At 69.3% G+C, this 26383-nt stretch carries 21 protein-coding genes; 10 read left to right on the top strand and 11 right to left on the bottom strand.

Features of this window, described 5'->3' with window-relative positions; all coding sequences use genetic code 11:
* Window position 1: 1 nt before the first annotated feature.
* The 3 genes from ACLKM7_RS05325 to ACLKM7_RS05335 are packed head-to-tail and all read left to right on the top strand — an operon-like array spanning window position 2 to window position 3294.
* Complete coding sequence (locus ACLKM7_RS05325; RefSeq protein ID WP_436446124.1) at window positions 2–1651, top strand: SulP family inorganic anion transporter; 1650 nt, start codon at window positions 2–4, stop codon at window positions 1649–1651.
* 9 nt (window positions 1652–1660) lie between these two features.
* Window positions 1661–2332 (top strand): GAP family protein, encoded by a 672-nt coding sequence (locus ACLKM7_RS05330; RefSeq protein ID WP_436446125.1) that lies wholly within the window; start codon window positions 1661–1663, stop codon window positions 2330–2332.
* A gap of 35 nt (window positions 2333–2367) precedes the next feature.
* The gene (locus ACLKM7_RS05335; RefSeq protein WP_436446126.1) at window positions 2368–3294 is read left to right on the top strand and encodes a formylglycine-generating enzyme family protein; all 927 of its coding nucleotides are present in this window, start codon (window positions 2368–2370) and stop codon (window positions 3292–3294) included.
* A 130-nt stretch (window positions 3295–3424) separates the two neighbouring features.
* Here ACLKM7_RS05335 and ACLKM7_RS05340 read toward each other — a convergent pair whose 3' ends face one another.
* A complete protein-coding gene (locus ACLKM7_RS05340) occupies window positions 3425–3982 on the bottom strand; it encodes a hypothetical protein (protein WP_436446127.1) in 558 nt (185 codons plus the stop codon).
* Window positions 3983–4612: 630 nt separating this feature from the next.
* Between ACLKM7_RS05340 and ACLKM7_RS05345 the strand changes: the two genes are divergently transcribed.
* Together ACLKM7_RS05345 and cls are read left to right on the top strand one after the other, a co-directional pair.
* Window positions 4613–6112 (top strand): arylsulfatase, encoded by a 1500-nt coding sequence (locus ACLKM7_RS05345; RefSeq protein WP_436446128.1) that lies wholly within the window; start codon window positions 4613–4615, stop codon window positions 6110–6112.
* A 14-nt stretch (window positions 6113–6126) separates the two neighbouring features.
* Window positions 6127–7599 (top strand): cardiolipin synthase, encoded by a 1473-nt coding sequence (cls, locus tag ACLKM7_RS05350; protein WP_436446129.1) that lies wholly within the window; start codon window positions 6127–6129, stop codon window positions 7597–7599.
* A 42-nt stretch (window positions 7600–7641) separates the two neighbouring features.
* Here cls and ACLKM7_RS05355 read toward each other — a convergent pair whose 3' ends face one another.
* Entirely contained in the window at window positions 7642–8736 is a 1095-nt protein-coding gene (locus tag ACLKM7_RS05355) for an AI-2E family transporter (protein ID WP_436446130.1), read from the bottom strand.
* A gap of 171 nt (window positions 8737–8907) precedes the next feature.
* Between ACLKM7_RS05355 and ACLKM7_RS05360 the strand changes: the two genes are divergently transcribed.
* The 3 genes from ACLKM7_RS05360 to ACLKM7_RS05370 are packed head-to-tail and all read left to right on the top strand — an operon-like array spanning window position 8908 to window position 10095.
* On the top strand, window positions 8908–9288 hold the full coding sequence (locus ACLKM7_RS05360) for a PLDc N-terminal domain-containing protein (RefSeq protein WP_436446131.1): 381 nt from the start codon (window positions 8908–8910) through the stop codon (window positions 9286–9288).
* A 23-nt stretch (window positions 9289–9311) separates the two neighbouring features.
* Window positions 9312–9731 carry a DUF6325 family protein gene (locus ACLKM7_RS05365; protein WP_436446132.1) on the top strand — a complete coding sequence of 140 codons (420 nt, stop codon included), beginning with the start codon at window positions 9312–9314 and terminating at the stop codon, window positions 9729–9731.
* 40 nt (window positions 9732–9771) lie between these two features.
* Window positions 9772–10095: an SHOCT domain-containing protein gene (locus ACLKM7_RS05370; protein WP_436446462.1), complete on the top strand. Its 324-nt coding sequence runs from the start codon at window positions 9772–9774 to the stop codon at window positions 10093–10095.
* 30 nt (window positions 10096–10125) lie between these two features.
* Here the strand turns inward: ACLKM7_RS05370 and ACLKM7_RS05375 are convergent, their stop codons facing one another.
* Entirely contained in the window at window positions 10126–10854 is a 729-nt protein-coding gene (locus tag ACLKM7_RS05375) for a potassium channel family protein (protein ID WP_436446133.1), read from the bottom strand.
* A gap of 75 nt (window positions 10855–10929) precedes the next feature.
* On the opposite strand from ACLKM7_RS05375, the gene ACLKM7_RS05380 reads away from it, so the two are divergent.
* Window positions 10930–12246 (top strand): ion channel protein, encoded by a 1317-nt coding sequence (locus tag ACLKM7_RS05380; RefSeq protein WP_436446134.1) that lies wholly within the window; start codon window positions 10930–10932, stop codon window positions 12244–12246.
* Here the strand turns inward: ACLKM7_RS05380 and ACLKM7_RS05385 are convergent.
* From ACLKM7_RS05385 to ACLKM7_RS05405, 5 genes are all read right to left on the bottom strand, one after another.
* Window positions 12235–13314, bottom strand: coding sequence for a DUF998 domain-containing protein (locus ACLKM7_RS05385; RefSeq protein ID WP_436446135.1), 1080 nt, complete (start codon window positions 13312–13314; stop codon window positions 12235–12237). The two genes, ACLKM7_RS05380 and ACLKM7_RS05385, sit on opposite strands and share 12 nt — an antisense overlap.
* On the bottom strand, window positions 13311–14432 hold the full coding sequence (locus ACLKM7_RS05390) for an AI-2E family transporter (protein WP_436446136.1): 1122 nt from the start codon (window positions 14430–14432) through the stop codon (window positions 13311–13313). Before ACLKM7_RS05390 ends, ACLKM7_RS05385 begins: the two co-directional genes overlap by 4 nt.
* Window positions 14433–14492: 60 nt before the next feature.
* The gene (locus tag ACLKM7_RS05395) at window positions 14493–15425 is read right to left on the bottom strand and encodes an HAD family hydrolase (RefSeq protein ID WP_436446137.1); all 933 of its coding nucleotides are present in this window, start codon (window positions 15423–15425) and stop codon (window positions 14493–14495) included.
* Window positions 15426–15474: 49 nt separating this feature from the next.
* Entirely contained in the window at window positions 15475–17127 is a 1653-nt protein-coding gene (locus ACLKM7_RS05400; RefSeq protein WP_436446138.1) for a SulP family inorganic anion transporter, read from the bottom strand.
* 84 nt (window positions 17128–17211) lie between these two features.
* Window positions 17212–17634, bottom strand: coding sequence for an MmcQ/YjbR family DNA-binding protein (locus tag ACLKM7_RS05405; protein ID WP_436446139.1), 423 nt, complete (start codon window positions 17632–17634; stop codon window positions 17212–17214).
* Between the two features lie 114 nt (window positions 17635–17748).
* Between ACLKM7_RS05405 and ACLKM7_RS05410 the strand changes: the two genes are divergently transcribed.
* Entirely contained in the window at window positions 17749–21093 is a 3345-nt protein-coding gene (locus tag ACLKM7_RS05410; protein WP_436446140.1) for a DUF5979 domain-containing protein, read from the top strand.
* Here the strand turns inward: ACLKM7_RS05410 and ACLKM7_RS05415 are convergent.
* From ACLKM7_RS05415 to ACLKM7_RS05425, 3 genes are read right to left on the bottom strand one after another with little or no spacing between them, the layout of a single operon-like run.
* On the bottom strand, window positions 21067–22086 hold the full coding sequence (locus tag ACLKM7_RS05415) for a hypothetical protein (RefSeq protein WP_436446141.1): 1020 nt from the start codon (window positions 22084–22086) through the stop codon (window positions 21067–21069). The two genes, ACLKM7_RS05410 and ACLKM7_RS05415, sit on opposite strands and share 27 nt — an antisense overlap.
* A gap of 8 nt (window positions 22087–22094) precedes the next feature.
* Window positions 22095–23729, bottom strand: a complete 1635-nt coding sequence (locus ACLKM7_RS05420; RefSeq protein ID WP_436446142.1) for a fucose isomerase — start codon at window positions 23727–23729, stop codon at window positions 22095–22097.
* A complete protein-coding gene (locus ACLKM7_RS05425; RefSeq protein WP_436446143.1) occupies window positions 23726–26284 on the bottom strand; it encodes a GH116 family glycosyl-hydrolase in 2559 nt (852 codons plus the stop codon). The genes ACLKM7_RS05420 and ACLKM7_RS05425 overlap by 4 nt, the downstream gene beginning before the upstream one ends.
* Window positions 26285–26383 lie beyond the last annotated feature (99 nt).

Here is a 26383-nt window from a genome sequence, read left to right on the forward strand (position 1 = left end):
CGTGCAACGACCACTCGCCGGTCTCACACGGAAGAACCTCGGCCGCGAGCTTCTCGCGGGCGTGACCCTCGTCGCGATCGCGATCCCGCTCAACATCGGCTACGCGCAGATCGCCGGGCTGCCCGCGACTGCGGGGCTCTACGCCCTGGTCGTGCCGACCATCGTCTATGCGCTGGTCGTCTCGTCACGGCAGCTGGTGGCGTCGCCGGATGCCGCGGCCGCGGCGCTCGTCGCCTCTTCGATCGGCGGCCTGGCCGTCGCAGGCTCGGCCGAGTATGCGACCATGGCGCTCGCGCAGGCGATCATCTGCGGCGTCATGTTCATCCTGATGTCGGTGTTCAAGCTCGGCTTCCTGGCGAACTTCCTCTCCAAGCCGATCCTCATCGGGTTCGTCGGAGGCCTGGCCCTCGACATCCTGGTGTCGCAGATCGCCAAGATGCTGGGCATCAGGATCGACTCGGGCGGCGAGTTCGTGGAGAAGACGATCGGGCTCTTCACCGGACTGGGCACCCTGAACATCTGGTCGCTCCTCATCTCGGTGGGATCGGTCGCCGTCCTGCTGATCGGGCGGCGCCTGCTGGCTGTGGTGCCGTGGGCGCTCGTCGTGATGATCGTCGCGACGATCCTGGTGGTGGTGACGGATGCCGACGGCGCCGGCGTGGCCGTGCTCGGGGAGGTGCCCGCCGGGCCGCCTCAGCTCACGTGGCCGATGCTGTCGTGGACCCAGTGGCTCGCGCTCGTCCCGTCGGCGCTCGCACTGACGATGGTGACCGTCGCCGAGGGCCTTCTCGTGATCCGCTCGTACGCCGAGAAGCGCCACTACCCGACCAGCCCCAACCGCGACCTGCTCGCCTTCGGCGTGGGCAACATCGCCGCCGGAGCGAGCGGCAGCTTCGCGATGGGCTCGTCGACGTCGCGCACCGCCGCGATGGACCAGGCAGGGTCCCGCACGCAGCTCCCGTCGTTCGTCTTGGCCGTGGGCACGCTGCTGCTGCTCCTGTTCGGCACGGCGCTCCTGGCCGAGATCCCCTCGCCCGCCATCGGCGCGATCGTCGGGGTGGCCGTGCTGCCGCTGCTGGGCATCCGCGAGTTCCGCGAGTTATGGCGCCTGGACCGCTTCGAGTTCTGGATCGGCGTGGTGTGCTTCCTCGCGACGCTCCTCATCGGCGCGATCCCCGGCATCCTCGTCGCGTTCGTGCTCGCGCTGATCAACCTGGCTAAACGTGCCGCCGATCCCGCGATCGACGTGCTGGCCGCCGACGGCGAGCCGAGCGGCTCCCTGCTCCTCGATGCACCCCCTGGTGCGGTGACGGCCCCGGGCGTCGTCGTGGTCCGCATGGCGGCGCCTCTCTTCTTCGCCAACGGCGACGTGTTCGGCACGGCGGTCAAGTCCGCGGTGACCAGGGCACGCGAGGGTCACGACGTGCACCACGTCGTGATCGACCTCGAGGCCGTGACGGACGCCGATGTCACCGGCGCGGAGTCGTTCGCATCGTTGCGGGACTGGCTCGAGACCAGCCAGGTCTCGCTCGGCTTCAGCCGCCTGCGCGCCGATGCGCGGTCTCGCCTGGAACGACTCGGGATCATCCGCGACGGCGACGCGGTCTACCCGACCAACCGCGCGGCAGTCGCCGCGCTCACGGAGAAGTAGGAGACAGCCATGGGTTCCGTCATCGGAGACATTCTTCCCCTCGCGCTCGGTGTGGCGATCAGCCCGGTGCCGATCATCGCCGCGATCCTCATGCTCCTCTCGCCGAAAGCACGCTCCACCGGCACGGGGTTCCTGCTGGGGTGGGTGTTCGGCATCATCGTCGCGGTCACCGTCTTCACCCTGCTGTCCTCGGTGCTGCCGATGGGTGAAGACGAGTCCGCGCAGCCGATCAAGGGCGTCGTCCAGCTCGCGCTCGGCGTTCTCCTGCTCCTGCTCGCGCTGCGGCAGTGGCGCGGCCGGCCGAAGCCGGGCGAGGAGCCGGCCCTACCCAAGTGGATGCAGGCCATCGACACCATCACGTTCCCGAAGGCGCTCGGCCTCGGGTTCCTGCTGTCCGCGGTGAATCCGAAGAACCTGCTGCTCGCGGCGAGCGCCGGCGTCACCATCGGCGCGGCGGCGCTCGACGGCGGATCGACCGCGCTCGTGATCGCCGTGTTCACGCTGATCGGAGCATCCACCGTCCTCGTCCCCGTCGTCGGCTACCTGGTGGCCGCCGGCAAGCTGCGCGGGCCGCTCGACGCGCTGCGCGGCTGGCTCGCCAAGGAGAACGCGGTCATCATGGCGGTGCTGCTGCTCGTCATCGGCGTCGCGGTGATCGGCAAGGGCATCGGCAGCTTCTGACACCACCGGTGCCGGGCGCGGATACGGTGGATGGCGTGACCTCCCCCGCACTCCGAGCCGACCACGACCAGGTGCTCCTCGAAGGCGGCGTGTTCCGGATGGGATCCGAGGACTTCTATCCCGACGAGCGGCCGGTTCACGAGCGCGAAATCGCGCCGTTCTGGATCGACCGGTATGAGGTCACCAACGAGCAGTATGCCGCGTTCGTCGACGACACCGGCTACGTCACGGTCGCCGAGCGGGCCCTCGAACCGGCGGACTTCCCTGGCGCCGATCCCGCCGATCTCGTGCCGGGAGCGATGGTCTTCACACCCACACCCGGCCCTGTCGACCTGCGCGACTGGCGCAACTGGTGGCGCTGGCAGCCCGGAGCCCACTGGCGCCGGCCGTTCGGGCCGGACTCGTCCATCGACGACAGGCTGCGGCATCCGGTCGTCCACATCGCCTTCGAAGACGCCAACGCCTACGCGCAGTGGGCGGGACTGCGCCTTCCCACCGAGGCCGAGCACGAGTTCGCCGCGCGCGGCGGGCTCGACGGCGCGCGGTTCGCGTGGGGCGACGAGCCCTACCCCGGCGGCGTCGCGCAGGCGAACTCGTGGCTCGGGCGATTCCCCTACGAGAACCAGGGCGTCGGGGATGCCGCACCCGTGGGCTCGTACCCCGCCAACGGCTTCGGGCTGTACGACATGACGGGCAACGTGTGGGAGTGGACGAGCGACTACTACACACCGCGGCACCTGCGCCTGTCGGACACCCCGGTCGACGCCGGCAAGCGCACGAACCTGCTGGCCGCCGCCAGCGCCCAGGAGGGGTTCCCCGCCATTCCGCGCCGCGTGCTCAAGGGCGGCTCACACCTGTGCTCGCCCGACTACTGCCTGCGCTTCCGCCCCGCCGCGCGCTCGCCGCAGGCGGAGGACACCGGAATGTCGCACATCGGGTTCCGCTGCGCCCGCGACGCCTGACCCCCTCCTCCTCCTTCTCCTCGCCCCCTCCTCCCCCCGCGAACCGTCTCAAAGGGTCGGCTGCGAAGTTCCGAGGCGGCCGTTCGCGACGCCTCGGAGCGCGAATCGGGGGACGGGATCGGCGGCGGGGTCATGGGGGCGGGACGGGCACCCAGCCTCTGGACATCAGAGACTCGCGCACTCGCTCGAGCCTCTCGTGGCGCGGCGCTCCTCGGTGCTGCTTCGTGACACGGACCACCCGCCACCCGAGACGCGCGAGGTCGTCGAGTCGGCCGACATCGCGGGCGAACTGCCGATCATCCAGGCGGTGCTGTTCGCCGTCGTACTCCAGCAGCGTTCGATACTCCCGGTACACGAGATCGCCGTATGCGACGAACCGGCCCCTCTCGTCGAGGATGACGCCGTTGACCTCGGGTTCAGGCAGCCCCGCGTCGGCGGCATCCAGCCTCAGCTCGGTCTCCTGCTGTGAGTCGGTGTTCTCCCGCACCAGGGCCATGGCCCGGCGCAGGCTGCGCACGCCGCGACGCGGCGCCCATGATTCCACGGCTGCTGCCAACTCGGAACGGGTCGCGATCGGATGTTTGCGCCTCGTGAGGGCATCGCCGATCACCACCAGCTGTCTGACCGTGAGGGTGGCTCCGAGCTGGCACCACGCGTCGATGGGATGAACCGCCGGCAGGCCGGCCACGACGCCGACGCGAAGAAGCCCCTCGGCAGCTTCGTGCCCGCGTACGCTCCGACCTCGGGCGCGTTCCCGGCCTCCGACGCTCGTCACATGCACATTAGTGTCGTTGCCGGACGGCACCGCTACGTCGACCAGCTCGAGCGCGGTTCCATGACTGAACGCCTCGCCCGGTCGGAGCCTGGGCGCATATGCCCGCGCGCGTGCTCGCGCATCGACGGCCGGCATGCGGACACGGACGCCGTGGAACGGCGCTCGTAGATCCGCGGCCCTCAGCCGACGCCGGCTGACTCCGGCCGCAACCGCGTCCCGGACGGCGAAGCCGCTTTCGTCGAGTTGAGCGGGCAAGGGGCGGGGTCGCGGCATCCCCGAATCATGCACGGAGCCGGGGGAACGGCATCCGCTCTCGTTCTGGATCCGTGGAGAACTCAACCCTCGCGTGCGCCCTGTGGATTCGCGTCGGAGCGCGCCCGAACCGTCGCATATGGCCGCTCGGTACGGCGCTCAACGACCATTCGCGACGACTCGGTGCATCGGGCGGCGATCGCGCCGCACCCCTAGCGACGACCCCGTCGGAACTGTTTGGATGCGAGAGCGGCTTCGCCGCGAATCTCGCCGCCTCGACAGGAGCCCCTCATGGCAGACAAGCCCAACATCCTCATCATCTGGGGCGACGACATCGGGATCTCGAACCTCAGCGCGTACTCGGACGGGCTCATGGGCTACCGCACGCCCAACATCGACCGCGTGGCGAACGAGGGCGTGAAGTTCACCGACTACTACGGCGAGCAGAGCTGCACCGCCGGCCGCGCCGCCTTCATCACCGGACAGAACCCGTACCGGACCGGCCTGACGAAGGTCGGGATGCCGGGAGCCGATGTCGGACTGCGGCACGAGGACCCGACCATCGCCACGGCGCTGAAGGCTCAGGGCTACGCCACCGGCCAGTTCGGCAAGAACCACCTCGGCGACCGCGACGAGTTCCTGCCGACGGCGCACGGATTCGACGAGTTCTTCGGCAACCTCTATCACCTCAACGCCGAGGAGGAGCCCGAGCATCCGGACTACCCCACCGACGAGGAGTTCCCGGGGTTCAACGAGCGCTTCCGCCCGCGCGGGGTCATCCGCTCGTGGGCGAACGAGGACGGCACGCAGCGCATCGAAGACACGGGACCGCTCACCAAGAAGCGCATGGAGACGTGCGACGAGGAGTTCCGGGATGCCGCGGCGGACTTCATCCGCCGGCAGGCCGAGGACGACACCCCGTTCTTCGTGTGGTTCAACTCGACGCACATGCACTTCCGCACCCACACCAAGGAAGAGAGCAAGGGCCGGGCGGGACGCTGGCAGTCCGAGTACCACGACACGATGCTCGACCACGACGACATCGTCGGCAGCCTGCTCGATCTGCTCGACGAGCTGGGGCTGGCCGAAGACACCATCGTCATGTACTCGACCGACAACGGCCCGCACCTGAACAGCTGGCCCGACGCCGGCATGACGCCGTTCCGCAACGAGAAGAATTCCAACTGGGAGGGCGCGTACCGGGTGCCGTGCATGGTGCGCTGGCCAGGGCACATTCCCGCGGGCACCACGCTGAACGGCATCGTCAGCCACAGCGACTGGTTCGTGACGCTGCTCGCCGCCGCCGGCGACACCGACGTCGCCGAGCGGCTGGCGACCGGCACCGAACTCGCCGGCTCGGAGTACAAGGTGCACCTCGACGGGCACAACCAGCTCGACTACATCACGGGAAAGGCCGAGAAGAGCCCCCGCCGCCACTTCTTCTACGTCTCGGATGACGGCGACCTCACGGCACTGCGCTTCGACAACTGGAAGATCGTGTTCCTCGAGCAGCGCGCGCCCGGCACCCTGAACGTGTGGCTCGAGCCGTACACCGAGTTGCGTGCGCCGAAGCTCTTCAACCTGCGGACCGATCCGTTCGAGCGGGCCGACATCACGTCGAACACCTACTTCGACTGGATGCTGGACCGCGTCTTCCTGTTCGTCCCGGCGCAGGCCTACGTCGCGCGGATGCTGCAGACCCTGGTGGAGTTCCCGCCTCGTCAGGAGCCCGCGGCGTTCAACCTCGACCGTGTCATGGAGAAGCTGAAGGCGGCCGCGGGCAACTCATAGGGCACACTGTGCACGTGGACCCTGCTTTCGGAGCGAACCTGGGGTGGACGCTCGGCGCCGTCGCCATCCTCGCGATCAACGTCGCGGCGCTCATCGTCATCCCCCGCGGGCGCAAGCCCACCGCGGCGATGTCGTGGCTGCTGCTGATCTTCCTGCTGCCCGTGGTCGGCATCGTGCTGTTCCTGCTGATCGGCAACGTCAAGCTCCCCAGGAAGCGGCGCGCCGAGCAGGCCCGCGTCGACGGCATCATCCGCGCCGCCGTCGACCGGGCGGGCCTGGACGCTCCGACCGATGACGAGCCCCGCTGGTTCCAGCGGGTCGTGCAGCAGAACCAGGCGCTCACGGCACTCCCGGCGACCACCGGCAACGAGGCGACCCTCTACGGCGACTATCAGGCGTCGATCGACGCGATGGCGGCGGCGATCGACGAGGCGCAGCATCACGTGCACGTGGAGTTCTACATCGTCGGGTTCGACGACACCACGCGCGGCTTCTTCGCAGCGATGGAGCGCGCCGTCGCCCGGGGCGTCACGGTGCGGGTGCTGCTGGACTACATCGCCTCGCGCAAGGTGACCGTCAGCGACGCCACGGTGGCCGAACTCGACCGCATCGGCGTGACGTGGGCGTACATGCTTCCCGTGCAGCCGTTGAAGGGCAAGTACCAGCGCCCCGATCTGCGCAATCACCGCAAGATCGTCGTGGTCGACGGCCGAGTCGGCTTCGTGGGGTCGCAGAACCTCATAGATCGCAGTTACGACGCGCCGAAGAACATCAAGCGGGGCCTCAAGTGGCAGGAGCTCGTGACGCGCGTCACCGGCCCGACGGTTGCCGCGATCGACGCCGTGTTCCAGTCCGACTGGCTGATCGAGACCGGCGAGGAGCTGACCGCGGAGCGCGTGCCCGTCGGCGAGCTCAAGCGCTCGGCCTCCCCCGACGCCCTGCTGTGCCAGGTCGTGCCCAGCGGCCCGGGCTACGAGACCGAGAACAACCTGCGCCTGTTTCTGTCGCTCATCCACGGCGCGACCGAGAAGGTCATCCTCACGAGCCCATACTTCGTACCCGACGAAGCGATGGTGTACGCGATCACGACGGCGTGCCAGCGCGGCCTGGAGGTGCAGCTGTTCGTATCGGAGATCGGCGATCAGGGCCTGGTCTACCACGCGCAGCGTTCGTACTACACGTCGCTGCTCGAGGCCGGAGTGCGGATCTTCCTCTACCCACCGCCCTTCATCCTGCACTCGAAGCATTTCTCGATCGATGACGACATCGCAGTGATCGGATCGAGCAACATGGACATCAGGTCGTTCAGCCTCAACAGCGAGGTCTCGCTCCTCGTGCGCGGCGCGTCGTTCGTGGCGGCGATGCGCGAAGTCGAGCAGGGGTATCGCGACGCGGGACGTGAGCTCACGCTCGAGGAGTGGCGTCGCGAGCCGGCGAAGGCGACCTTCCTCGACGGGGTGGCCCGGCTCACGTCGGCATTGAACTGACGGGGGCGTCCCCACGGTCCCCTCCGCAGGGGCCGCCGCCTGTCAGATCTTCTGGTCCTGCCTCGGGATGACGATCTCGCGGATGACCAGCAGGATCGACGCGATCACGGGGAGCGCGAGGAGAACCCCGAGAATGCCCATCAGCGTGCCGCCCACGAGGGCGCCGATCAGCACCAGCGCTGGCGGGATCGAGATCGCGCGGTTCATCACGCGCGGGCTGACGACGTAGGACTCGAGCTGGATGTAGACCAGATACGCGATCCCGAAGATCAGCGCCTGCGCGGGGCTGGAGAAGAACGCGACAGCCGTGGCGAACACCCAGAAGATCACCGAGCCGAACAGCGGGATGAGGGTGATCACGAACGCGATCACCGCCATCAGTGCGGGGAACGGCAGCCCGATCAGCAGATGCAGCGCGAAGACCACCCCGGCGTTGATCGAAGACAGGATGACCGACCCGATGAGCGAGCTTCCCACCGACGTCGTGATGCGCTCGGTGAGGTCTTCCACCCGCGGGCGGCTGCGGGCGGGTGCCAGCGCGTACATCGCACGCTTGGTCGCCGCGAGCGACGCCAGGAAATACAGCGTCAGTGCCACGACGATGAATCCCGCCGAGATGCCGCCGACGATTCCCGCACCGACGGCGAGCACGCCGCCGCCTACGAGTGCGAGAGTCGACGGCGATGCGATCCAGTCGGAGAACTGCGCGAGGCCGGCCAGGATCGCCGTCTGCGCGTCGGGACTCAGCCGCGCGAACCAGTCCGAGTCGGGGATGGCGGCGATCGCCGAGGGCAGGACCTCGACCAGCTCGATGATCTGCGCGATCACCGGCGGGAGCACGAAGATCAGGAACGCTGCCATCAGCAGCGCGAACCCGCAGAAGACGATCGCGATCCCGGCGGACCGGCGAACGCCGCGGCGTTCGAGCAGCCGCACGATCGGATCGAGGGCGACGGCGAGGAAGATCGCGAGGACGATGTAGACGAGGATCGTCGAGATCACGCCGAGGGCCGAGCCGAGCAGCAGCGCACCCAGCACCCCGATCGTGGCGAGGAACCCGGTGGCGAGCGGCTTGTCCAGCGCGGCGAGGACGCCGGAGAATCGGCGCGGAGGCGAGACATCGTCGTCGGGGGTCATGACCTCATGATTGCGGCATCCGCGGTCCCGCACCACACCACGCGAACGATCGGGGGCGCTGGGAAAGTTCACCCCGGTCTCATGCGGATCGGGGGATGCCGTGCGAGAAGCCGAGCGCTAGGTTCAAACCAGCGACGAGCATCCGGCTCGTCCTCACGATTGGCACCTCGCATGGGCTTCTGGGATCTTTTGCTCTGGATCTTCTCGATCTTCGTCTTCGTCGCATACCTCATGGTGGTCTTCTCGATCATCGGCGACATCTTCCGCGACGAATCGCTGAACGGCTGGCTGAAGGCCCTCTGGATCCTCTTCCTGATCTTCGTACCGTTCCTCACGGCGCTCGTGTACCTCATCGCTCGCGGAGCGGGGATGCAGAAGCGCTCCGTCGCGCAGGCGCAGGCGCTGCGTTCGGCACAGGACGCCTACATCCGGCAAACCGCCGGCGGCGCCAGCGCTGCCGACGACATCACCAAGGCCAAGTCGCTGCTGGACGCGGGCGCGATCTCACCGGCCGAGTTCGACGCGTTGAAGGCCAAGGCGCTGGCGGCCTAGCCCGCGCAGGATCAGGAGGAGACATGACGACATTCGACTACGGCCCCATCGAGTTCTACGCGGTCGCGTTCGAGGGCGACCGGCCCGGACCGGCGGTGCTCAAGGCGGTCGACGACCTCGTCGCCGCAGGCACGGTGAACCTGCTCGACCTGGTGTTCGCGCGACGCTCGCCCGAGGGAGAGCTCGAGATCCTCGAGCTCTCGGACACGATCGATGACGGCGGGGTCCCCGCGCTCGACATGGCGGGTCTGGCCGGCGAGGACGACATCGCCGAGCTCGCCGCAGGGCTCGAACCCGGTACCTCGGCCGCGATCCTCGTCGTCGAGCTGCTGTGGGCGAAGGCGTTCGCGTCGGCACTCTACGACGCCGGCGGCGCGGTCATCGCCCGAGAGGGCGTCCCCGCACCGATCGTGAACGCGTTCCTCGCCGAGCACGCCGACTGAGCCGAGAAGGATCAAGGAGGAAGAAATGCCACTGAGAAGAATGGGCCGTCCGGGCCTGATCGGGATGGCCGCCCGCACCGCGGTCGTCGCCGGCACGGCCACCGCGGTTTCGGGCGGGATGCAGCGTCGCCAGCAGGAGAAGGCCTACCAGGCGCAGGAGGCCCAGGCCTACGAGGCGCAGCAGCAGCAGGCCGCCATGCAGGAGGCCGCCGCGCAGGCGGTGGCGGCTCAGCAGCCCGCTGCTCCGGCCGCACCGGCTGGCGACGACATGATGGCCAAGCTCACACAGCTCGCGCAGCTGCACGCGCAGGGCATCCTGTCGGACGACGAGTTCGCCGCGGCCAAGGCGAAGCTCCTGGCCTGACCTGCCGCTGTCTCTCGACGAGGCCGCGCCCTACGGGGTGCGGCCTTCGTCGTTGCGGCTCCCGCCATCACCCGCCGACAGCGCATCGATCTTCGCCATGAGCTCGCGCACCTGCGCCCGCGTAGCCGGCTCCTGATCGTCGTGGCCGCGGCCCGCGCGCTCGAGCACCCACGACGCGAGCGTCGCGGTGATGACGCCGGCGAGCGCCACCCCGCCGAACATGAGCCCCACACCGACCCAGCGTCCGGCATCCGTCACCGGCGTGTAGTCGCCGTATCCCGTTGTCGTCACCGTCACGCACGCCCACCAGATGGCGATCCCGAACGTCGTGATCGTGCCACCGGGCGCATGACGCTCGACCTCGAGTACCGCGAGGGTCGAGATGTAGATGAGGATCACCGCCGCACCCGCCCCGTACACGAGGATCTGCGTCCGAAGGACGCGTCCTGCGCTCGGCCGCAGGCCCGGGGCGCGGGTGAGTGCGCTCAGCAGCCGAACCAGCCGGAGCACCGGCACGAGAGCGAACGCGAGCGCGGGCAGGTGGGAGCGGAACCACTGCCACTTGTGCGGGGCAAGAAAGAGCCGCACGAGGTAGTCGACGATGAACATCGCCCACGTCACGATGACGACGACAGTGGCGACAGTGCGCGCCGGACCGGTGAGATCCGCGATGACGCGCCACGAGTATGCCACGAGGTAGAACAGCGACGCGACCAGGAGCGTCGTCCGAGTGCGCCGGTGCCAAGTCGTCTCGTCCACAGGCGCATCATCCCGCATGCGCACGGCGCGCCGCGAAGGGCGCGCGGTGGGCGAGCCGACCGCTAGTGTGGCGCCATGCCCGGCACCTCCTCCGCCGTTTCTCCGCCCGAGGCGCCGCTCACCGTAGGTCGGCTGGCGCTGCTGTCGCTCCCGGCTCTGCTCATCGGCGTGCTTTCCGGGCTGTCACTGTGGGCGCTCGAATCCCTCGCGGGTCTGCTCGAAGACACGCTCTGGACGAAAGCGCCCGGCGCCCTGGGTATCGCAGCCGACGACCCGTGGTGGATCTTCGCCGTCCTGACCGGCACGAGCATCGCCGTCGGGCTGGTGGTATGGCTGGTGCCCGGTCATGCCGGCCCTGATTCGGCCACCACCGAGCTGGAGCCGAAGGCGCTGAGGCTCTCGGTTCTCCCTGGGCTGGCGATCGTGCTCATGCTGGGGCTGGCCGGGGGCGTGAGCCTCGGCCCCGAGAACCCCATCATCGCGATCAACGTGTCGCTCGCGGTGGCGCTCGTCGCGCGCTTTGCCAAGGCCGTCCCGCCTGCCCTCGTCGGCGCGCTTGCGATCTCAGCGACCATCGGCGCGCTATTCGGCACTCCCGTTGCGGCGGCCCTGGTCTTCACGGGCGTGGTCAGCCAGTTCCGCGCGAAAGGGTCGCTGTGGGACAAGCTCTTCCTCCCGCTCGTCGCCGCGGGCGCCGGCTCCATCACCACCCACTTCGTGGGAGGGGGCATCCCGACGATGGAGCTCGGCGACCCGTATGGCGCGCCGCAGCCATTGGATCTGCTCCTCGGGGCACTGGTCGCGTGCCTCGCTGCGGCATTCGCGCTGGTCGGCGTGTACCTCTTCCCGCTGGTGCATCGAGCGTTCCGCATGCTGCGGCATCCGATGCTCTACATCGTGGCCGGCGGAGTCGTCCTGGGCCTGCTCGGAATGCTCGGCGGGCCGGTGACTCTCTTCAAAGGCCTCGAGCAGAGCGCGGAGCTGCTGTCCCACCCCAGTGACTACTCCCCCGCTGAACTCACGGTGATCCTGCTCGTGAAGCTCGCGGCGCTCGTCGTGGCGGCCTCGGCGGGCTTCCGCGGCGGCCGCATCTTCCCCGCCGTCTTCATCGGCGTCGCCGCCGGCATGCTCGGGGGCGCACTGCTTCCCGCACTGCCCTTCAGCCTCGCCGTCGCGTGCGGCGTGCTCGGCGTGGTGCTCGCGATCGCGCGAGACGGCTGGATCGCGCTGTTCGTCGCCGTCGCGATCGTCGGCGACATCACGGTGCTGCCGATGCTGTGCCTCATCGTGCTTCCCGCGTGGCTCACGGTCACGTGGGCACGCCAGATGCTGATCACTCCCGACGATCTCGCACGCGAGCGGGGGTTCAACCCGGCAGGCTCAGCCCGCTGAGCCGGGCCGGGCGTCCTGCTCGAGCGCGGCGCCGTTACGGATGAATAGCACGATCCACGTGAAGACCAGGATGCCGGCCACGAGCTCGACGGCTGTGAGCGTGTAGTAGCCGACCGCGAACAGCACTGCGAGCACCAGCGTCACCAAGAGGAACAGCCAGCCGAGGACGACGAAGGGCCGCGGCATCCCGGTGATCCATCTCGGAAGCCCGATCACCAGCACGCCGAACGCGACCACCATGCCCGAGGCGACTCCGGTATGGAGGGCGAAGAACTGATCGACCGGGAACACCCCCACGAGCCCCAGAAAGACGCCGACGATGATCAGGCAGACCCGCACGCGTCCGATGCCCTGCGGGTTGGCCGTCGGGATGCCGCGAGTGGAGTATCGCGCGAGGGTCGTCACGAGGAAACCAGCGACGATGATCGTGATGTTGAACGCGAAGGCCGACACGTTCGACGACATGCCGAGCGCGCTGAGATTGTCTTTCCACCAGTTCGGGTCGCTGGCGGTCAGCATGCTCGCCAAGACGCCCACGACCAGGAAGACCGCGAGCACGACCGCCAGCAGCTGAAGGTCCATGTGCGTCGCCGAGAAGAACGAGATGTAGCCGCTCATCGCCGCCGCCGCCCCGGAGAGGATCAGCACCGGCAGGGCGAACACTTCGGCGCCGATGAAGGCGTGCTCGAGGATGACCGCCAGCAGCGTCCAGCCGAGCAGCGCGATCACCCCGTGCGCGAACGCGAGGGCGATGAGGTCGAGGGAGCCGAGGATGCGTGCGCGGGGAGCCTCGCCACGCACCCGCAGCAGGATCCTGCCGGCGATGACCGACAGCATCGCGACGATCCCCGAAGCGATGGCGGCGAACTGCCCGACCGACCCGGGGCCTGCGATCGGCGCCGCCTGAAAGCCGAACGCCACCAGCGCGACGAGCGCCACGAGCACGAACGAGGTCGCGCCGACCGCGAGCGCGAGCGACTCGAGGGACCGCTGGCTCGACGTGTCGAACACTCGGGGAGCGACCGGCGGTCGGCGCTCTGCCGCCGTCTCGAGGGGGGTTTGCGTCATGGCCGTCTCCGTGGCGGGGCGAGGGATGGGGCAGCGGATGCCGCAGCCGCGGCGTTCGCAGGAGTCGCGGAGTGGTCGCCTGAGAGCCAGCGCAGCCACAGCGCGCCCGGATCGCCTTCGAGCACGAGCGCTCGCACGAACAGCGTCAGCGGAATCGAGAGGATCGCGCCGAGCGGTCCGATGATGAAGGTCCAGAACACGACCGAGAAGAAGCTCAGCGTGAGGCTCAGGTCGACCGCGTCGCTGACGAACTTGGGCTGCACGAGCACCTGCAGCACGACGTTGACGACGCTGTAGATCGCGATGACGGCGAGCAGCATGGGCCAGCCGCCCACCACGAAGGCGAGCACGGCCGGCGGGATGAGCCCGAGCACGAAGCCGATGTTGGGCACGAAGTTGGTGACGAAGGCGAGGATCGCCCACACCAGCGGCGCGGGCACCCCGAGCGCCCACAGCGCGAGCCCGTCGATGATGGCCACGATGGCGCCGAAACTCGCGTTGACGACGTAATAGCGACGGATGCCGGTGTTCAGATGACCGATCCGTGCCAGCACGGGCCGCCGCTCGGCGCCGAAGAGGCGGTCGGCGCTGCGGTAGCGCGCGGCATCGGCCGCCATGAAGATCACGTACGCGAAGACGAAGAACAGGGCCGTCGCCACGGCGAGGATAGTACCGCCGAGGCTCGACGCCAGATCGACCAGGGTCCTCGGATCGAGTACCGCCGCCGCGGCATCCGTCGCTTCCTGGTGGAGGCCCGCCGAGGCGAGCCATGCGAGCAGCTCGTCGACGTTCGCGCGCAGCTCGTCGACGTAGTCGGCGACCAGGCGCGCGAACTGGGTGCCGGCCAGCCACAGCAGCGCCGCCATGCCGACCAGCACAAGATAGGCGACGACGATGACGGCAGTCGTGCCGCTCCACCTCGGCCAGCCGCGTCGCTCGAGCGGGCGGCGCACCGGCTCGCAGATCACGACGAGCACGATGGCCAGCGCGAGCGGCCCGAAGATGTCGCGTGCGAAGAACACGCCCGCCAGCACGACCACCGACGCCGCGAGTCCCAGCAGCACCCGCAGGCTCGGCGAGAGCAGAGGCGGTGGTGCGGTGGGCGCGGCGCGGGTCACGAAGCCAGGCTAGGGGTCACCGCGTACGCCCACGCCCGACGCGCGGGCGGCGCGTCGGTCTCAGTCGCTGCGGGGGAAGACCTGCGACCAGTCGTCTCGCACGCTCACCACCGTGAACCCGTGAGCCGGCGCCACCTCGAGCGCCTGCTCCGCCCCCTTGTCGTAGGGCGCGTCGCCGCGGCCGGTGTCGTCGTGGCGCACCAGCAGGCTCAGGCTGCGGGGGCTGCCCTGCGCGAACCGCAGCATGGGGATGTCGCCGTTCGAGTTGCCGGCGGCCAGGATCGGCCGTCGTCCGGTGCGCATCCAGATGCGCACCGGCTTCTCGGGCCCGTCGTCGAAGAATGACAGGGCTTTGCCGTAGCGCACGACGTTGTCGTCGGCGTCGTACTCGAGTGACATCCCGGTGCCGATCACGCGCTGCACCGGGATGCCGTAGTAGTCCTGCGTCATCGGGCGCATGAAGTCGCGTTCGCCGCCCGAGACGATGTACGTGCGGAAGTCGTGGGCGTCGAGCAGCCGGATCAGCTCGACCATCGGCTGGTAGACGGTGTGCGCGTACGAGCTGCCGAGCGTCAGGTGCCGCGCCTCGCGATAGAACGCAGCGACGGATGCCTCGTACTCCTCCACGCTCATGCCCGTGCTCGACTCGGCGACCGCCGCGATGAGCAGGCCGAGGTCGGAGTCATCGCCGGCGTAGTGCTTGTCGATCGCGGCCCCGAGCCACGCGTAGTCGCCGGTGACGGCGGCGCGATAGGGCTGGCGTTCGGCAAGCGTGGGATCCGCGGTCGCGGCGAGCTTCCACTGCTCGAGCAGGTAGTGCAGCTGAGTGGGCATCGGCTTCTCAGTCCACAGCGTGCCGTCGTTGTCGAAGACCGCGACACGACCCTCATGCGGGACGAAGTCAGGGGAGTCGTCGTCGGTGACGGCGGCGACGAACTCGAGGATCGCGGCGCGGGTGGAGGTGTCTCGCCACGAGGGCAGGATGTCGTTCACGGATGCCGTCCTCTCGAGCCGCGCTGGGCACAGCCGTCAGCACCAGACACTACCCGCCGGTCTCCTGAGTCTCGGCCTGCGCGGAGTTCACGGCGAGCGCAGCTTCGACGGTGTCATGCACGCGACCCTGCCGCTCGAGCCCGGCATACCAGGTCGTTCTGCGCGCCACCTTGGCCGCGGCATCCGGAAGCCGTGCGAGGTGCAGAGCGATTCCGCGCTCCGCGAGCTCGCCGTCGAGGTCCTCCAGGACGTCGAGCACCGTGATGCTGAGGACCGTCAGCCGCTCGACGTCGAGGACGACGGCGGTAACGGGGGGATGCTGCGACACTGCCAGCGAGAGGATCGCGCGTTCGTTGGGCTGCGCGTTCGCGGTGTACATGCCGCGGCCTACGCGGATCGCGACGGCTCCGTCGGCTCGGGCCACGACCGACAGCTCCGGCGTGTTCACCTCTCGCAGCACCAGGACGAGCGTGACCACGATGCCGACCGCCAGCGCGGGGAGCAGTCCTGCGGTGAGGCCGAGCAAGGCGACGGTCGAGGCGACCCAGAAGTCCATGCGACTGACGTGGAACCAGCGCACGAGCTCGGGGATGTTGATCAGCGCGGCCACTGCGACGAAGACCATCGAGGCGAGCGTGGCCTCGGGCAGCATGCTCAGGACCGGGCCGAGGAAGAGCGCGACGACCAGAGCGAGTGCGACCGTGACGAGTGACGACACCTGCGACTTCGCACCGGACGCCTGATTCATCGCACTCTGCGAGAAGCCGCCCGCGGCGGGCATCGTCGCGAAGAACCCGCCGACGAGATTCGCCGCGCCGACCGCGACGAGCTCCTGGTCGGAATCGATCTGCGGCTCGCCCTTGCGCCGGATACCCCGCGCGACGGCCGCCGATTCGAGGAATGCCATCACCGCGATGGCGAGCGCTCCGGGTACGAGCGCCACGATGTGGGCGAAGTCGGGGATGCCGGGCAGCGGGACCCCCGATGGGACCGGGTCGATCAGCGAGATGCCCGCCGAGGCTGTGATGCCGAAGGCCGTGAGCAGGATCCCGCCGGCCACGACGATCAATGCGCCGGGGACTTTCGGGGCGAACCGTCTCAGCACGATCAACACGAGGATCGACGCGACCGACAGCGCGACGGTCGGCCAGTGGACGCTCTCCCACGCGCCGCCGACCGCGACCACGGCACGGATGAAGCCCTCGCCCGAGACGTCGGTCGACTCGCCGAGCAGCTTGGGCACCTGCCCGACGGCGACGGTCGTGCCGACGCCGATCTTCAGGCCGAGGGCGGTCGCTCCGCTGATGTTCTCGACGAGCGAGCCGAGTCGGAAGAGCCGGGCCAGCGCGAGGCAGGCGCCCACCAGGAGCGTCAGCATCATGAGCGAGCCGAGAGGGTCCTTCGACCCGGCCGCGACGCCCGCCGACACCAGGGTCGTCGCGGTGAGCGTGGCGATCGTCGAAGTCGTCGAAACGCTCATCGCGCGGCTGCCGCCGAGCAGGGCGTAGACGAGCATCGGGAGGATGCACGTGAAGAGGCCGACCTGCACCGGCAGGTTGGCGATGGTCGCGTAGGCCATCGCTTGCGGCACGACCACCGCGCCGGCCGACAGCCCCGCCAGCAGGTCGCGGCCTATCCACGCACGGCGGTAGCCGCTGAGCGTCGGCATCAGCCACCGTGGCCGTGAAGCGGTCGTCGTCACAGGCCGAACCTACCGGTCGCCGGCGAATCGCGGCATCCGTCGGCTCACCGGTGATTCGCTGCCGCTGCCCTCCCCGAGCGGCGGTCAACCGGGGTCAGTGGCGGGAGGGTGGGCGGCGAGCCACTCCTTCGCGGTGCGCTTGGGCGCCCTGAGGAGCCACGCGTCGGTGACCACCTCTCGCAGCAGGTCCGGCTCGATCGCTTCGAGCCGGACCAGCACGGCAGGGTAGCCGTCGAAGTGCGGGATCGTGAAGAACACGTCCGGATAAGTCTCGAGGAGGGCGTCTTTGACCTGCGGCCCATCGGTGCGAACGCCGACGACGGCGCCGGCGGGCCATGACTCGCCGAGAGCGGCGAGCTGCTCGTCGTCGCGCCTTGTCGGGCCACGCTCCCACACGAACATGCCCGCTCGCGTGCGCCAAGAAGCGCCGCCGCGGTGCCCTTCCACCCGCTCTTCGACATCCGGAAGCGTCAGCGCGATGGCGCGGACATCGTCGAGTGTGGCCACGACACCATCATGGTTCCCGGCCTCTGGCGGCGAAAGGGCGACCGTGGAGCTCGGCGACCGCCTGTGGTGTACTGGCGGAAGGCTGTACTCGATGCTCTCGAACGGGGCCCTGACATGAGCCGTACCAGACGACAGTCCCTCCGGCGCGCGGTGGCCTCTGGTGCCGCCGTTCTCCTGGCGGCCACCGGTGCCATAGCCGTCGACGCGACGCTGGCCACGCCGGCCCATGCGGCCTATCCCGACACGTTCAACCCGTTCACCATGAACGGCGGGTTCACCGTATACGCGCGCGAGGACGCACTGCTGCAGAACCAGGAGACGGAGGGCAGCATCGCCGTCGGCGGTACCGCGACGGTGCAGGGATCCAGCGGCACCTACACGATCATCCACGTGGCGGCAGGGACGGGCGATTACACACTTCCGACCGTCGACGGCGACCCCACCCGGTTCCTCGTGGGCAGCTACGACGAGGCGAGCACCGGCATCCTCGCCATCACGAGCGCGGGCACCACCGAGCCGTCGCTGCACGGCGACCTCAAGATGGTCGAGCGCGACGGCCCTTGGCAGCCGTTCGCACGTGCCGACTGGATCCGGCTGAACACGAACCCGTCCAGTCCAGATCAGACACCTCTGATCGACGCCACGAGCCAGCAGTATCCGGACGATGCCACCCCACCCGCGGGAGCGGCGGGAAACGGCAGCATCTACACCGTCGACACGTCCGCTACGGCGGTCGCCGACTATGTGGAGGCCAACGCCGAGGCGTCGTACGAGGCAGCCGCCGACTGCCTCGCCGGACTGGTCCCTTCCGGAGCCGGGCATTCCGTCGGCGTCGCCGAGGACGCGGGGGCGCGCGTGGTGCTCGAGCCGCTCAGCCCGGACCAGCCGAACATCGTGGACTATGCCGACATCGCCGGGACGGCCTTGTTCCAATACTCCGCCGGCCCCACACCCGGGCTTGCCAATCCGCTGATCATCCGTGTGCCCGCCGGAACCACCGACGTGGTCGGTGCGCGATCGGATCCTCAGGGCGCCTACTCCCCGTACATCCTCTGGGATCTCTCCGCCCTGACCGGGCCGGTCTCGGTCACGGCAGCGGAGGGCGGACGCATCGACGGGTCCATCTACGCGCCGACCGCCGACGTGACAGTCACCGCGGCACCTCTGGACGGCCAGGTACTGGGACAGAATGTCACGATCGCCGGCGGCGAGGTGCACTCGTTCCTGTTCGCAGGCCAGCTCAGCTGCACCGCCGACAGCGGCACGTTCGCCGCGCGTAAGTCGCTCGAGGGGATCGAACCGGCCGAGCTTCCTGCCGGCACGACCTTCACCGTCAACTACACCGCCACCGAGCCGGACAGTACGGTGCTGACGGGGACGATGGAGCTACCCGCCGACGGGACCCTGGTGGCGGCGGGGACGCAGTTCCCCCTCGGCACGAGCATCGAGTTCGAAGAGATCGCGCCCGAGAGCGTGCCGGGAATCGACTGGGGAACGCCCTCGATCTCGCCCAACCCGCTCACGGTCGGGGCGGGCACCGCCGAGATCGTCGTGAGCAACACGGCGACTCCGGTCGTCCAGTCCGGGACCTTCAGCGTGTCCAAGACGATCGAGGACGTATCGGGCGGCGCCGGCGGCGACCCGTCCCAGGCGACGGTCCCCGTCGCCTGGGTCGCTGTCTACGACGGCATGGACATCGGGGCCGGAACGCTCGACGTGCCGTTCGACGGTACGGCGGTCGATGTCGGCCAGGACTTTCCCGTCGGCACCGAGGTCACGCTGACCGAGGACCTGTCGGGCATCGACCCGCCTGACGGGTACGAGTGGTCCGACGTGGCATGGAACCCTGGTCAGACGTTCACGATCGAGGAGGACGGTTCCGTCGTCGCCGTCACCCTGACGAATGCGATCACACCGTCTGAGCTCGAACGCGCGATCACCGTCGTGAAGTCGGCCGAGGGCGAGGCTGCCGATCCCGCGTACGAGTACACCATCAGCTACAACACCGATCCGGCGGGCTCGCGCACCACGCGGCCGCTTACCGTGGGCGACCCCGAGCTGCTCGACGACGTCGAGACCGGTGCCGACACCCTGCTGCTCGCCGAGCTCGTGCCGACGCTGAACGGCACGCCCGTCGATCCCGCCTCTTTCGCGGTTCCCATCATCACCGTCACGGTGGACGGCGTTGAGACGACGTATACGCCCGAGAACTTCGAGGGCGCCGGTCCCCTCGAGACCGCGATCGTCGAGATCCCGCTGCCCCCTTCGGGCGACATCGCCATCAGCGTCGGCAACGCGGTCGAGCACGGCACCTTCCAGCTCTCGAAGGCATTCGAGGGTGAAGCGGGAGAGTTTCTTCCGCCGGGCATGGAGTTCACGGTCGAGTGGACCACCACGACCCCGCTGGGCACTGTCTCCAGCGGCATCGTGCGGCTTCCCGCCGACGGCACGCCGGTGAGCCCGCTCGACGAGAACGGGGAGCCTCTCACCTTCCCATACGGCACCGTCGTCACCTTCACCGAACTGGAAGCGCCGCGCCTGCGCCATGTCGCATGGGGCGACGCGACATTCGACCCCGCTCAGCTCGTGGTCGGTGCTGACGGCCAGGCGACGGTGTCGTCGACACTCACGAACAGCGCCGTCGTCACGACAGGCACGTTCCAGGTCGCGAAGGATCTCGTCGGCATCGACGCCTCCGAGCTGCTCGTCGACTCGTTCACCATCGAGTACACGGCGCTGGTTCCCGGCGAGGGTCTGCTCGCCGGCAGCTTCGAGATCCCCGCGGACGGCACACCCGCGGGCCCGATCGATGAGGCCGGCGATCCCCTGGAGTTCCCGGTCGGCACGATCGTGCGCCTCGAGGAGGTGATTCCGGATGCCGCAGCCCTCCCCCCCGGGAACGAGTGGGCAGGGACGACCTGGAACCCGGGCCAGTTCCTCGTCGTCGGCTCGGAGGAGACGCCACTGATCGAGGTCACCAACACCGTCGAGCATCTGACACGATGGGCGGTCACGAAGGTCGTCGACGGAGATGCCGCGGCCAGCCTCCCCACCGGCACGACGTTCCCGGTCCAGTGGTGGTGGGACACCGTACCGCAGCCGGACGTCGAGTTCGAGCCGGGAGTGCCGGTGCTTTCGCCCTACTTCCCCGTAGGGTCGATCATCCAGGGCCGTGAGGGCGCGCTGCCCGAGATTCCCGGCATCGAGTGGGGCGACCCGGTCTGGACGGTGAACGGTGAAGCGCTGGCGCCGGATGCCGACGGCATCGTGACGCTGCCGATGGAACTGGTCCGTGACCAGGACCTGGCAGAGCTCACGCTCACCAACACCGGCGACGCACGTGATCTGCCGGCCACGGGTGGCGGCGGCATGTCGCCACTCCTGCCCGCGGGAGCGATCGCGGTGATCCTCGCCGGCCTCGGCCTCGTGCTGTCACGGCGACGCGTCAGGATCAGCTGACGCCGCCGGCGCCGGCGCGCTCGCCTCAGTCGTCGAGGGCTCGACGGCGAACGTGAAGGCGCGCCCTTGGCGGAACGGCTCGACGAGCTCGAAGTTCTCGAAGGCGATGCCTCCCGGGATCGGCGCGTCACTCATCCAGTACGTGTACCGGCCGTTGACCTGCGCGACCAGGCCGGGGTCCGGATCGGTCGCGCGCCAGGACTGCGTGGCGCGCGCGCCGATGTAGTGCCAGTGCTCGCGGGTGCCGGGGGCGTACACCGCGCGGTGCGGCGCAGCCTCGTCAGGCGCCGCCGACACGATGACGGTATCGCCCTCGCGCTCGAGATCCTCCGCGCCGAAGGTGGCGTGGTCGGCGAAGTGGACGTCGCGGTACTCGGGCCACAGCGAGGCTGCCGTCACCTCACGCCCCTCCAGGTGAAGTGTGCGCAGTCGTGCCCAGTTGCCCATCGTCGCGGTGAGCACGCAGGCCTCGAGGGCGACGGACGTGTCGCGCCGGTAGGTCGCGACCGAGATCTCGTGCGACCGATCCGCGCGGAACACTGCACGCACCCACACCTCGGCGCCGTTGGCGAACGGCTCGACGAGCACGTCGACGGTCAGGGTCTCGATGCCGTCTACGACGTCCACCTGCCCTCGAGAGGGGTCCCGCGCGTCGCGCGGCGTCGCATCCGAGGGGTCGTCCGACGACCACATGCGCAAACCCGGCAGCTCGTCGAGGCGACTTCGTTCGAGCTCGGAATACCCCCGCTCGGTCGCGCCGGCCGGGATCGGCTCGACCGCGATGAAGTTGAGCAGGCGCTCCCGCGGCTGCCCGAGATACGGCGTGTACAGGCGCAGCAGGCCGCGCGGACCCGAAAGCGGGTGCAGCCCGAGCTGCATGCCGCCCGGGTGCCCCCAGCGAGGCTCGCGCGGACCGTCGGCGACGGCAGGGCGCAGCCAGCGGCCCTCCGCCACCGCTTCGACCCATCCGCGACCTTCGGCGTCCACCGGCATCGCGGGACTCACAGCCCGTCGACGCGACCGGCGAGGTTGACCTTGATGCCCATGCGGTCGAACATGGCCGCCTTGGCGATCAGTGCTTTGTCAGCGGTCGCGGCGTCGGGCGCGTACACGAGCTGGGCGTGGTTGGCCTTGTGCCGCGCCATGAACTGGTCGCGGCTGACGTCGTGCAGCACCACGTGGGCGATGGGCCACTCAGGGTTGGTCGCATCCTTGCGCCGCTGCGTCTCTTCCGTGGGCAGCTCGACCACGGTGCCACGGAACACGTCCGCCTGCAGGATGCCGTCGGCGATGAACACGCGTGACAGCACGATCTCGCCGGGCTTCGAGACGCCGTTGATCGTCGACCCGCCGGCCGGGAAGAACACCGGGCCCTGGCGCCAGCCTTCGGCCTTGTCCCAGCCGCCCAGGTGCGAGGCGGGTACCGAGCCCGAGATCTCGTACACCCACACGAACTGACCGTCGTAGTCCTCGCCCCAGCGCACGTCGTGGAGCGTGTTGTCGGGCAGCAGCCCCATCGCGCGCCACACGCGGTCGGTCACCAGCGCGTCGACCGCGACGCCTTCGTCGGCCTCGTTGAAGTGCGGGAATGCACGCCCCGGAAACAGCTCACGCGACCCGTCGCGAGAGAGCACCGGCGGCCGCTCGGTCGAGTTGAGCATGCCCTCGGCCAGATCGGACGCCGGAACGAGGTCCTTCAGGCCCTGCTGATACTGGATGCCGACGGCGTCCAGACCGAAATCGTCGGCGATGCGCAGCGCGGCGATGTACATCTTCATCTGCCAGCGCACCTGCGACTCGGTCAGCTCGGTCGCCTCGTCGGTGCCGAATCGGAACACCATGCCGCGATCGGTCAGCCAGTCACGTGCGGCGTCGGCCTCGGCATCCGTCACCGTCAGCATCTCGGCATACAGCGCGGACTGACTCAGCCGCTCTTTGTAGATGCCGGTCCGGTTGAGCAGCTCGTCGTCGAAGATCGCGTTGTACATGCCCATGCAGCCCTCATCGAACACACCGATGATGGCTTTCTCGGCGAGCAGCTGATCCCCGAGCGCCCGGCCCAGCTCTACCTCGGGGGTCGACGGCAGGTCGCCGAGCGGCCGTACATGCGAGGCGTCGTGCGTGATGCTGCCGGTCTCGGTCCACTCCTTCAACCCCGCCGCGAACCAGTCGTCGGTGAAGTCCACAGACCAGATGGTGGCGTAGTCCTTGCCCATCTTCGTGAGCCCGGCATTCAGCCCGAGCAGTCCCACGAGGCCCGGCCAGTCACCGGCGAAGTTCGCGACCGTGAGGATCGGTCCCTCGTGGGTGCGCAGCCCCGCCAGCACGTGATGCGAGTACTGCCACACCGCCTCGGCGACGATGAGCGGCGCGTCGGCGGGGATGGTCTTGAAGACCTCGAGCCCCATGCGCTGGCTCGAGATGAATCCGTGCCCGGTCTCGGGGTCGACGTCGTTCGCGCGCACGACCTGCCACCCGAGATCGTTCAGCACCCGAGTCACGCCGGCCTCGAGCTCGACCTGCGTCGCCCAGCCCGCGACGTTGGCGGATTCGCGCAGGTCGCCCGACGCGATGAGGTACGCGGTCCGCGCCGGGATGCTGCGGCGCTCTCGAGGGGTGGGAAGGGTGTACGTCATGTCGTCTCCTGGAGTGGGTGGTCGGTGGTCACGGCGAGGCGAGCAGTGAAGCTCTCGCCCGCCGGCAGTCGGAGGGGGCCGGATGCCTCGTGCCCGTGCACGATGAGGCGGTCGAGGTCGAGGACTCCGCCGTCCACGTGCACGGTGACCGTGCCGGGCTCGATCTCGACCCGCCCCCATGCCTCGCCGGCGGTGAACAGCGCGCGCAGCTGCGCGGCGGTGGAAGCGAACGAGAGCGTGCGGGCCGGGGCATCCCATTGCACTCCGCTGACGGCCAGCAGCAGTCCCCACGACGCGAGCGAACGGGCGTAATGGTTGCCGCACTCGATCTCGTTCCAGGGGCTCCGGGTGCGCCCGTCGTACCGGGAGCGAAGGGCGCGTTCGATGAGCAAGGCCTCGTCACCGAGTCCGGCATAGACGAGGGATGCCGCGACCTGATGCTCGACGCCGGTCCATACTTCGTCGGAGTACACGAACGGGATGGCCGGGCGACCGCCGCGCGGCCACGATGCCAGCAGCAGTCCCCCTTCGTCGCCCAGCGCGTAGACCCGCTGCGTGCTCTCGTGCGCCGTCAGGTCGGAACGGAAGTTGTGCCGCACGACGGCGCCGAGCGCGGAGCGCAGGCGCTCGCGGGGAAGGAGGTCGCCGAGCCCGTTGATCCACGCGTGGAACTGCCCGAGCAGCTGGTCCGAGAGCACGCCCTCGCCGTACTGGTAGCGGTGGCCGTCGACGTCGTCGATGACCTGCCGGTAGTACTCGCCGTTCCACAGCACCGCGTCCATCCTCTCGGCGACGCGGTCGGCGCGGGCGAGCCAGTCCGTCGCACGATCGGTCTCGCCAAGGTGGGCCGCCATCCGGGCCCCGGCGCGCAGGGCAGCGGCGAAGAACCCGTTCGCGAGGGGCTCGGTCCCGTGGAACTCGATGTCGTAGGTGTTGTGCAGCTCTCCGCTCAGCAGGCCGGATTCGGGCCCCCGGCTGTCGACACCCCACTCCCGGATCGCGTACTCGAGGCTGCGCGCGGCGGCGGGCCAGAGCTCACGCAGGAACTCGTCGTCGCCCGAGAAGCGCCACTCGCGGTGCAGCCGCAGGAAGGTGCCGAGCTGCCCGTCGACGGCGGGGCCCATGAACCACGACGGGCCGCCGAACACGCGGTTGGAGCGGAATTTCTGAGCCCCCGCCGCGTCGGTCTCGAGGAGGAACTCCACGCGACGAGCGCTGCGCTCGAGAGACGGGAACAGCCACGCCGCCGTCTGAGCGTACGACCAGACATGCGTGCAGGTGCCCTCGCACGAACCGCCGTGATCGAACGAGCCCTCCCACGCGGCGAACACCGGACCGGAGCCGAGCTCAGGAGCCGGCGACTCCACGACGAACGCGGTCGTCGACCTCAGGGCCGCGATGTTCGCGCCCACCGCGTCGGAAATCGCGGGGTCGAGCGTGCCGCCGTACAGGGCATCGACGAACGCAATGGTCCGGGCCTCGAGCGTTCCGAGCTCGCGATGGAGGTGGGATGCCGCGGCCCACGCGTCGGGCCACAGCGTCGCGTAGTGGTTGCGCACGACCCCCTCGTCGTCGCGGCCGTCGGGCACGATATGCCCGCGCCACGAGCGGTGCCGATTGGGAAAGCTCCACGCGAGCACGAACTCGAAGTCGCGGGTCTCGCCCGGCGCGAGCTCGTGCACGATTCCGAGCGAGCCGGTGCGCAGCCGCGGCAGCTTCTCGAACAGCTCTGCCTCGGTCATCTCGCCGGCGGAGGCGGAATCGGCGAACAGGCCGCGCGGGCGATCCTCGAGGGTGAGCCGTGGCTCCGGCTGCAGCATCCCATCGTCCGAGAGGTCGTTCCAGAACAGCCTCGGTCCGTCCGGCCAGAAGCCCGTGACCCACTGCGGCTTGGCGGTCGTCGAGGCGTCGGTCGTCGTGAGGCTCAAGCTGCCGTAGCCGAGATCGTCCGCGGGCAGGTCGATGCCGAAGTCGAGGCCGCGGACGCCTTCTTCGTCGCGCCAGCGGACGGTCTGCGCGGCGCGCATGCCGAACGGCCCTTCGCCGCGGCCGGCCGTGTGGCTGACGCTGCCCACGACCGTGACGCCGACCGCACGCTCGCCGGGGTTGCGCACGCTGTACCGCAGCACCGCAGCCGGGACGCCCGACGCGTCCGGATCCAGCGGGACCAGCGGAGTGAAGGCGCGCAGCGACACCTCGACCGGCAGCACGTCGTCGTCGAACTCGATATCGACCACCGGGTACTCGCCGAACATCGTCGCGCCACGCAGCCGGGGCAGGCCGGCCTGTCGCTCGAACGGGAACCCGGCATCCCAGTCCCGCCGGCCGGTGGACTGCGCCTCGAGGACGCGCGTCACGGCCTCGCCGCCCAGTGGCGCGGCGTGGATGGCGAAGAACGTGTACGGATTGACGCGTCCCTTGTCGGGGAGATTCTCGAGCTCCCAATCCCGCAGCTCTCCGCGCGCGCCCAGCGACACGTTGCCGGTGCCGATCCCGCCGAGCGGGAACGCGGCGCGTTCGGAGGTATGCGGGATGCCTCGCGCACGACGCGTCATGTCGATCCTCCTCGATCGGGTCACGGTGCCGGAACAGCGTCCACAGGGACTCGCTCACTCTAGACGAAATCGATTTCATGATCAACCGCGCAAAACTGG

The organism is Microbacterium sp. I2, from assembly GCF_051364985.1.
Lineage (GTDB): Bacteria > Actinomycetota > Actinomycetes > Actinomycetales > Microbacteriaceae > Microbacterium.

Coding starts and splice junctions, on each gene's coding strand:
- ACLKM7_RS05330 (WP_436446125.1), top strand. CDS start 1,661: ATGGGTTCCGTCATCGGAGACATTCTTCCCCTCGCGCTCGGTGTGGCG.
- ACLKM7_RS05345 (WP_436446128.1), top strand. CDS start 4,613: ATGGCAGACAAGCCCAACATCCTCATCATCTGGGGCGACGACATCGGG.
- ACLKM7_RS05355 (WP_436446130.1), bottom strand. CDS start 8,736: ATGACCCCCGACGACGATGTCTCGCCTCCGCGCCGATTCTCCGGCGTC.
- ACLKM7_RS05360 (WP_436446131.1), top strand. CDS start 8,908: ATGGGCTTCTGGGATCTTTTGCTCTGGATCTTCTCGATCTTCGTCTTC.
- ACLKM7_RS05365 (WP_436446132.1), top strand. CDS start 9,312: ATGACGACATTCGACTACGGCCCCATCGAGTTCTACGCGGTCGCGTTC.
- ACLKM7_RS05370 (WP_436446462.1), top strand. CDS start 9,772: ATGGGCCGTCCGGGCCTGATCGGGATGGCCGCCCGCACCGCGGTCGTC.
- ACLKM7_RS05380 (WP_436446134.1), top strand. CDS start 10,930: ATGCCCGGCACCTCCTCCGCCGTTTCTCCGCCCGAGGCGCCGCTCACC.
- ACLKM7_RS05385 (WP_436446135.1), bottom strand. CDS start 13,314: ATGACGCAAACCCCCCTCGAGACGGCGGCAGAGCGCCGACCGCCGGTC.
- ACLKM7_RS05410 (WP_436446140.1), top strand. CDS start 17,749: ATGAGCCGTACCAGACGACAGTCCCTCCGGCGCGCGGTGGCCTCTGGT.
- ACLKM7_RS05415 (WP_436446141.1), bottom strand. CDS start 22,086: ATGCCGGTGGACGCCGAAGGTCGCGGATGGGTCGAAGCGGTGGCGGAG.
- ACLKM7_RS05420 (WP_436446142.1), bottom strand. CDS start 23,729: ATGACGTACACCCTTCCCACCCCTCGAGAGCGCCGCAGCATCCCGGCG.
- ACLKM7_RS05425 (WP_436446143.1), bottom strand. CDS start 26,284: ATGACGCGTCGTGCGCGAGGCATCCCGCATACCTCCGAACGCGCCGCG.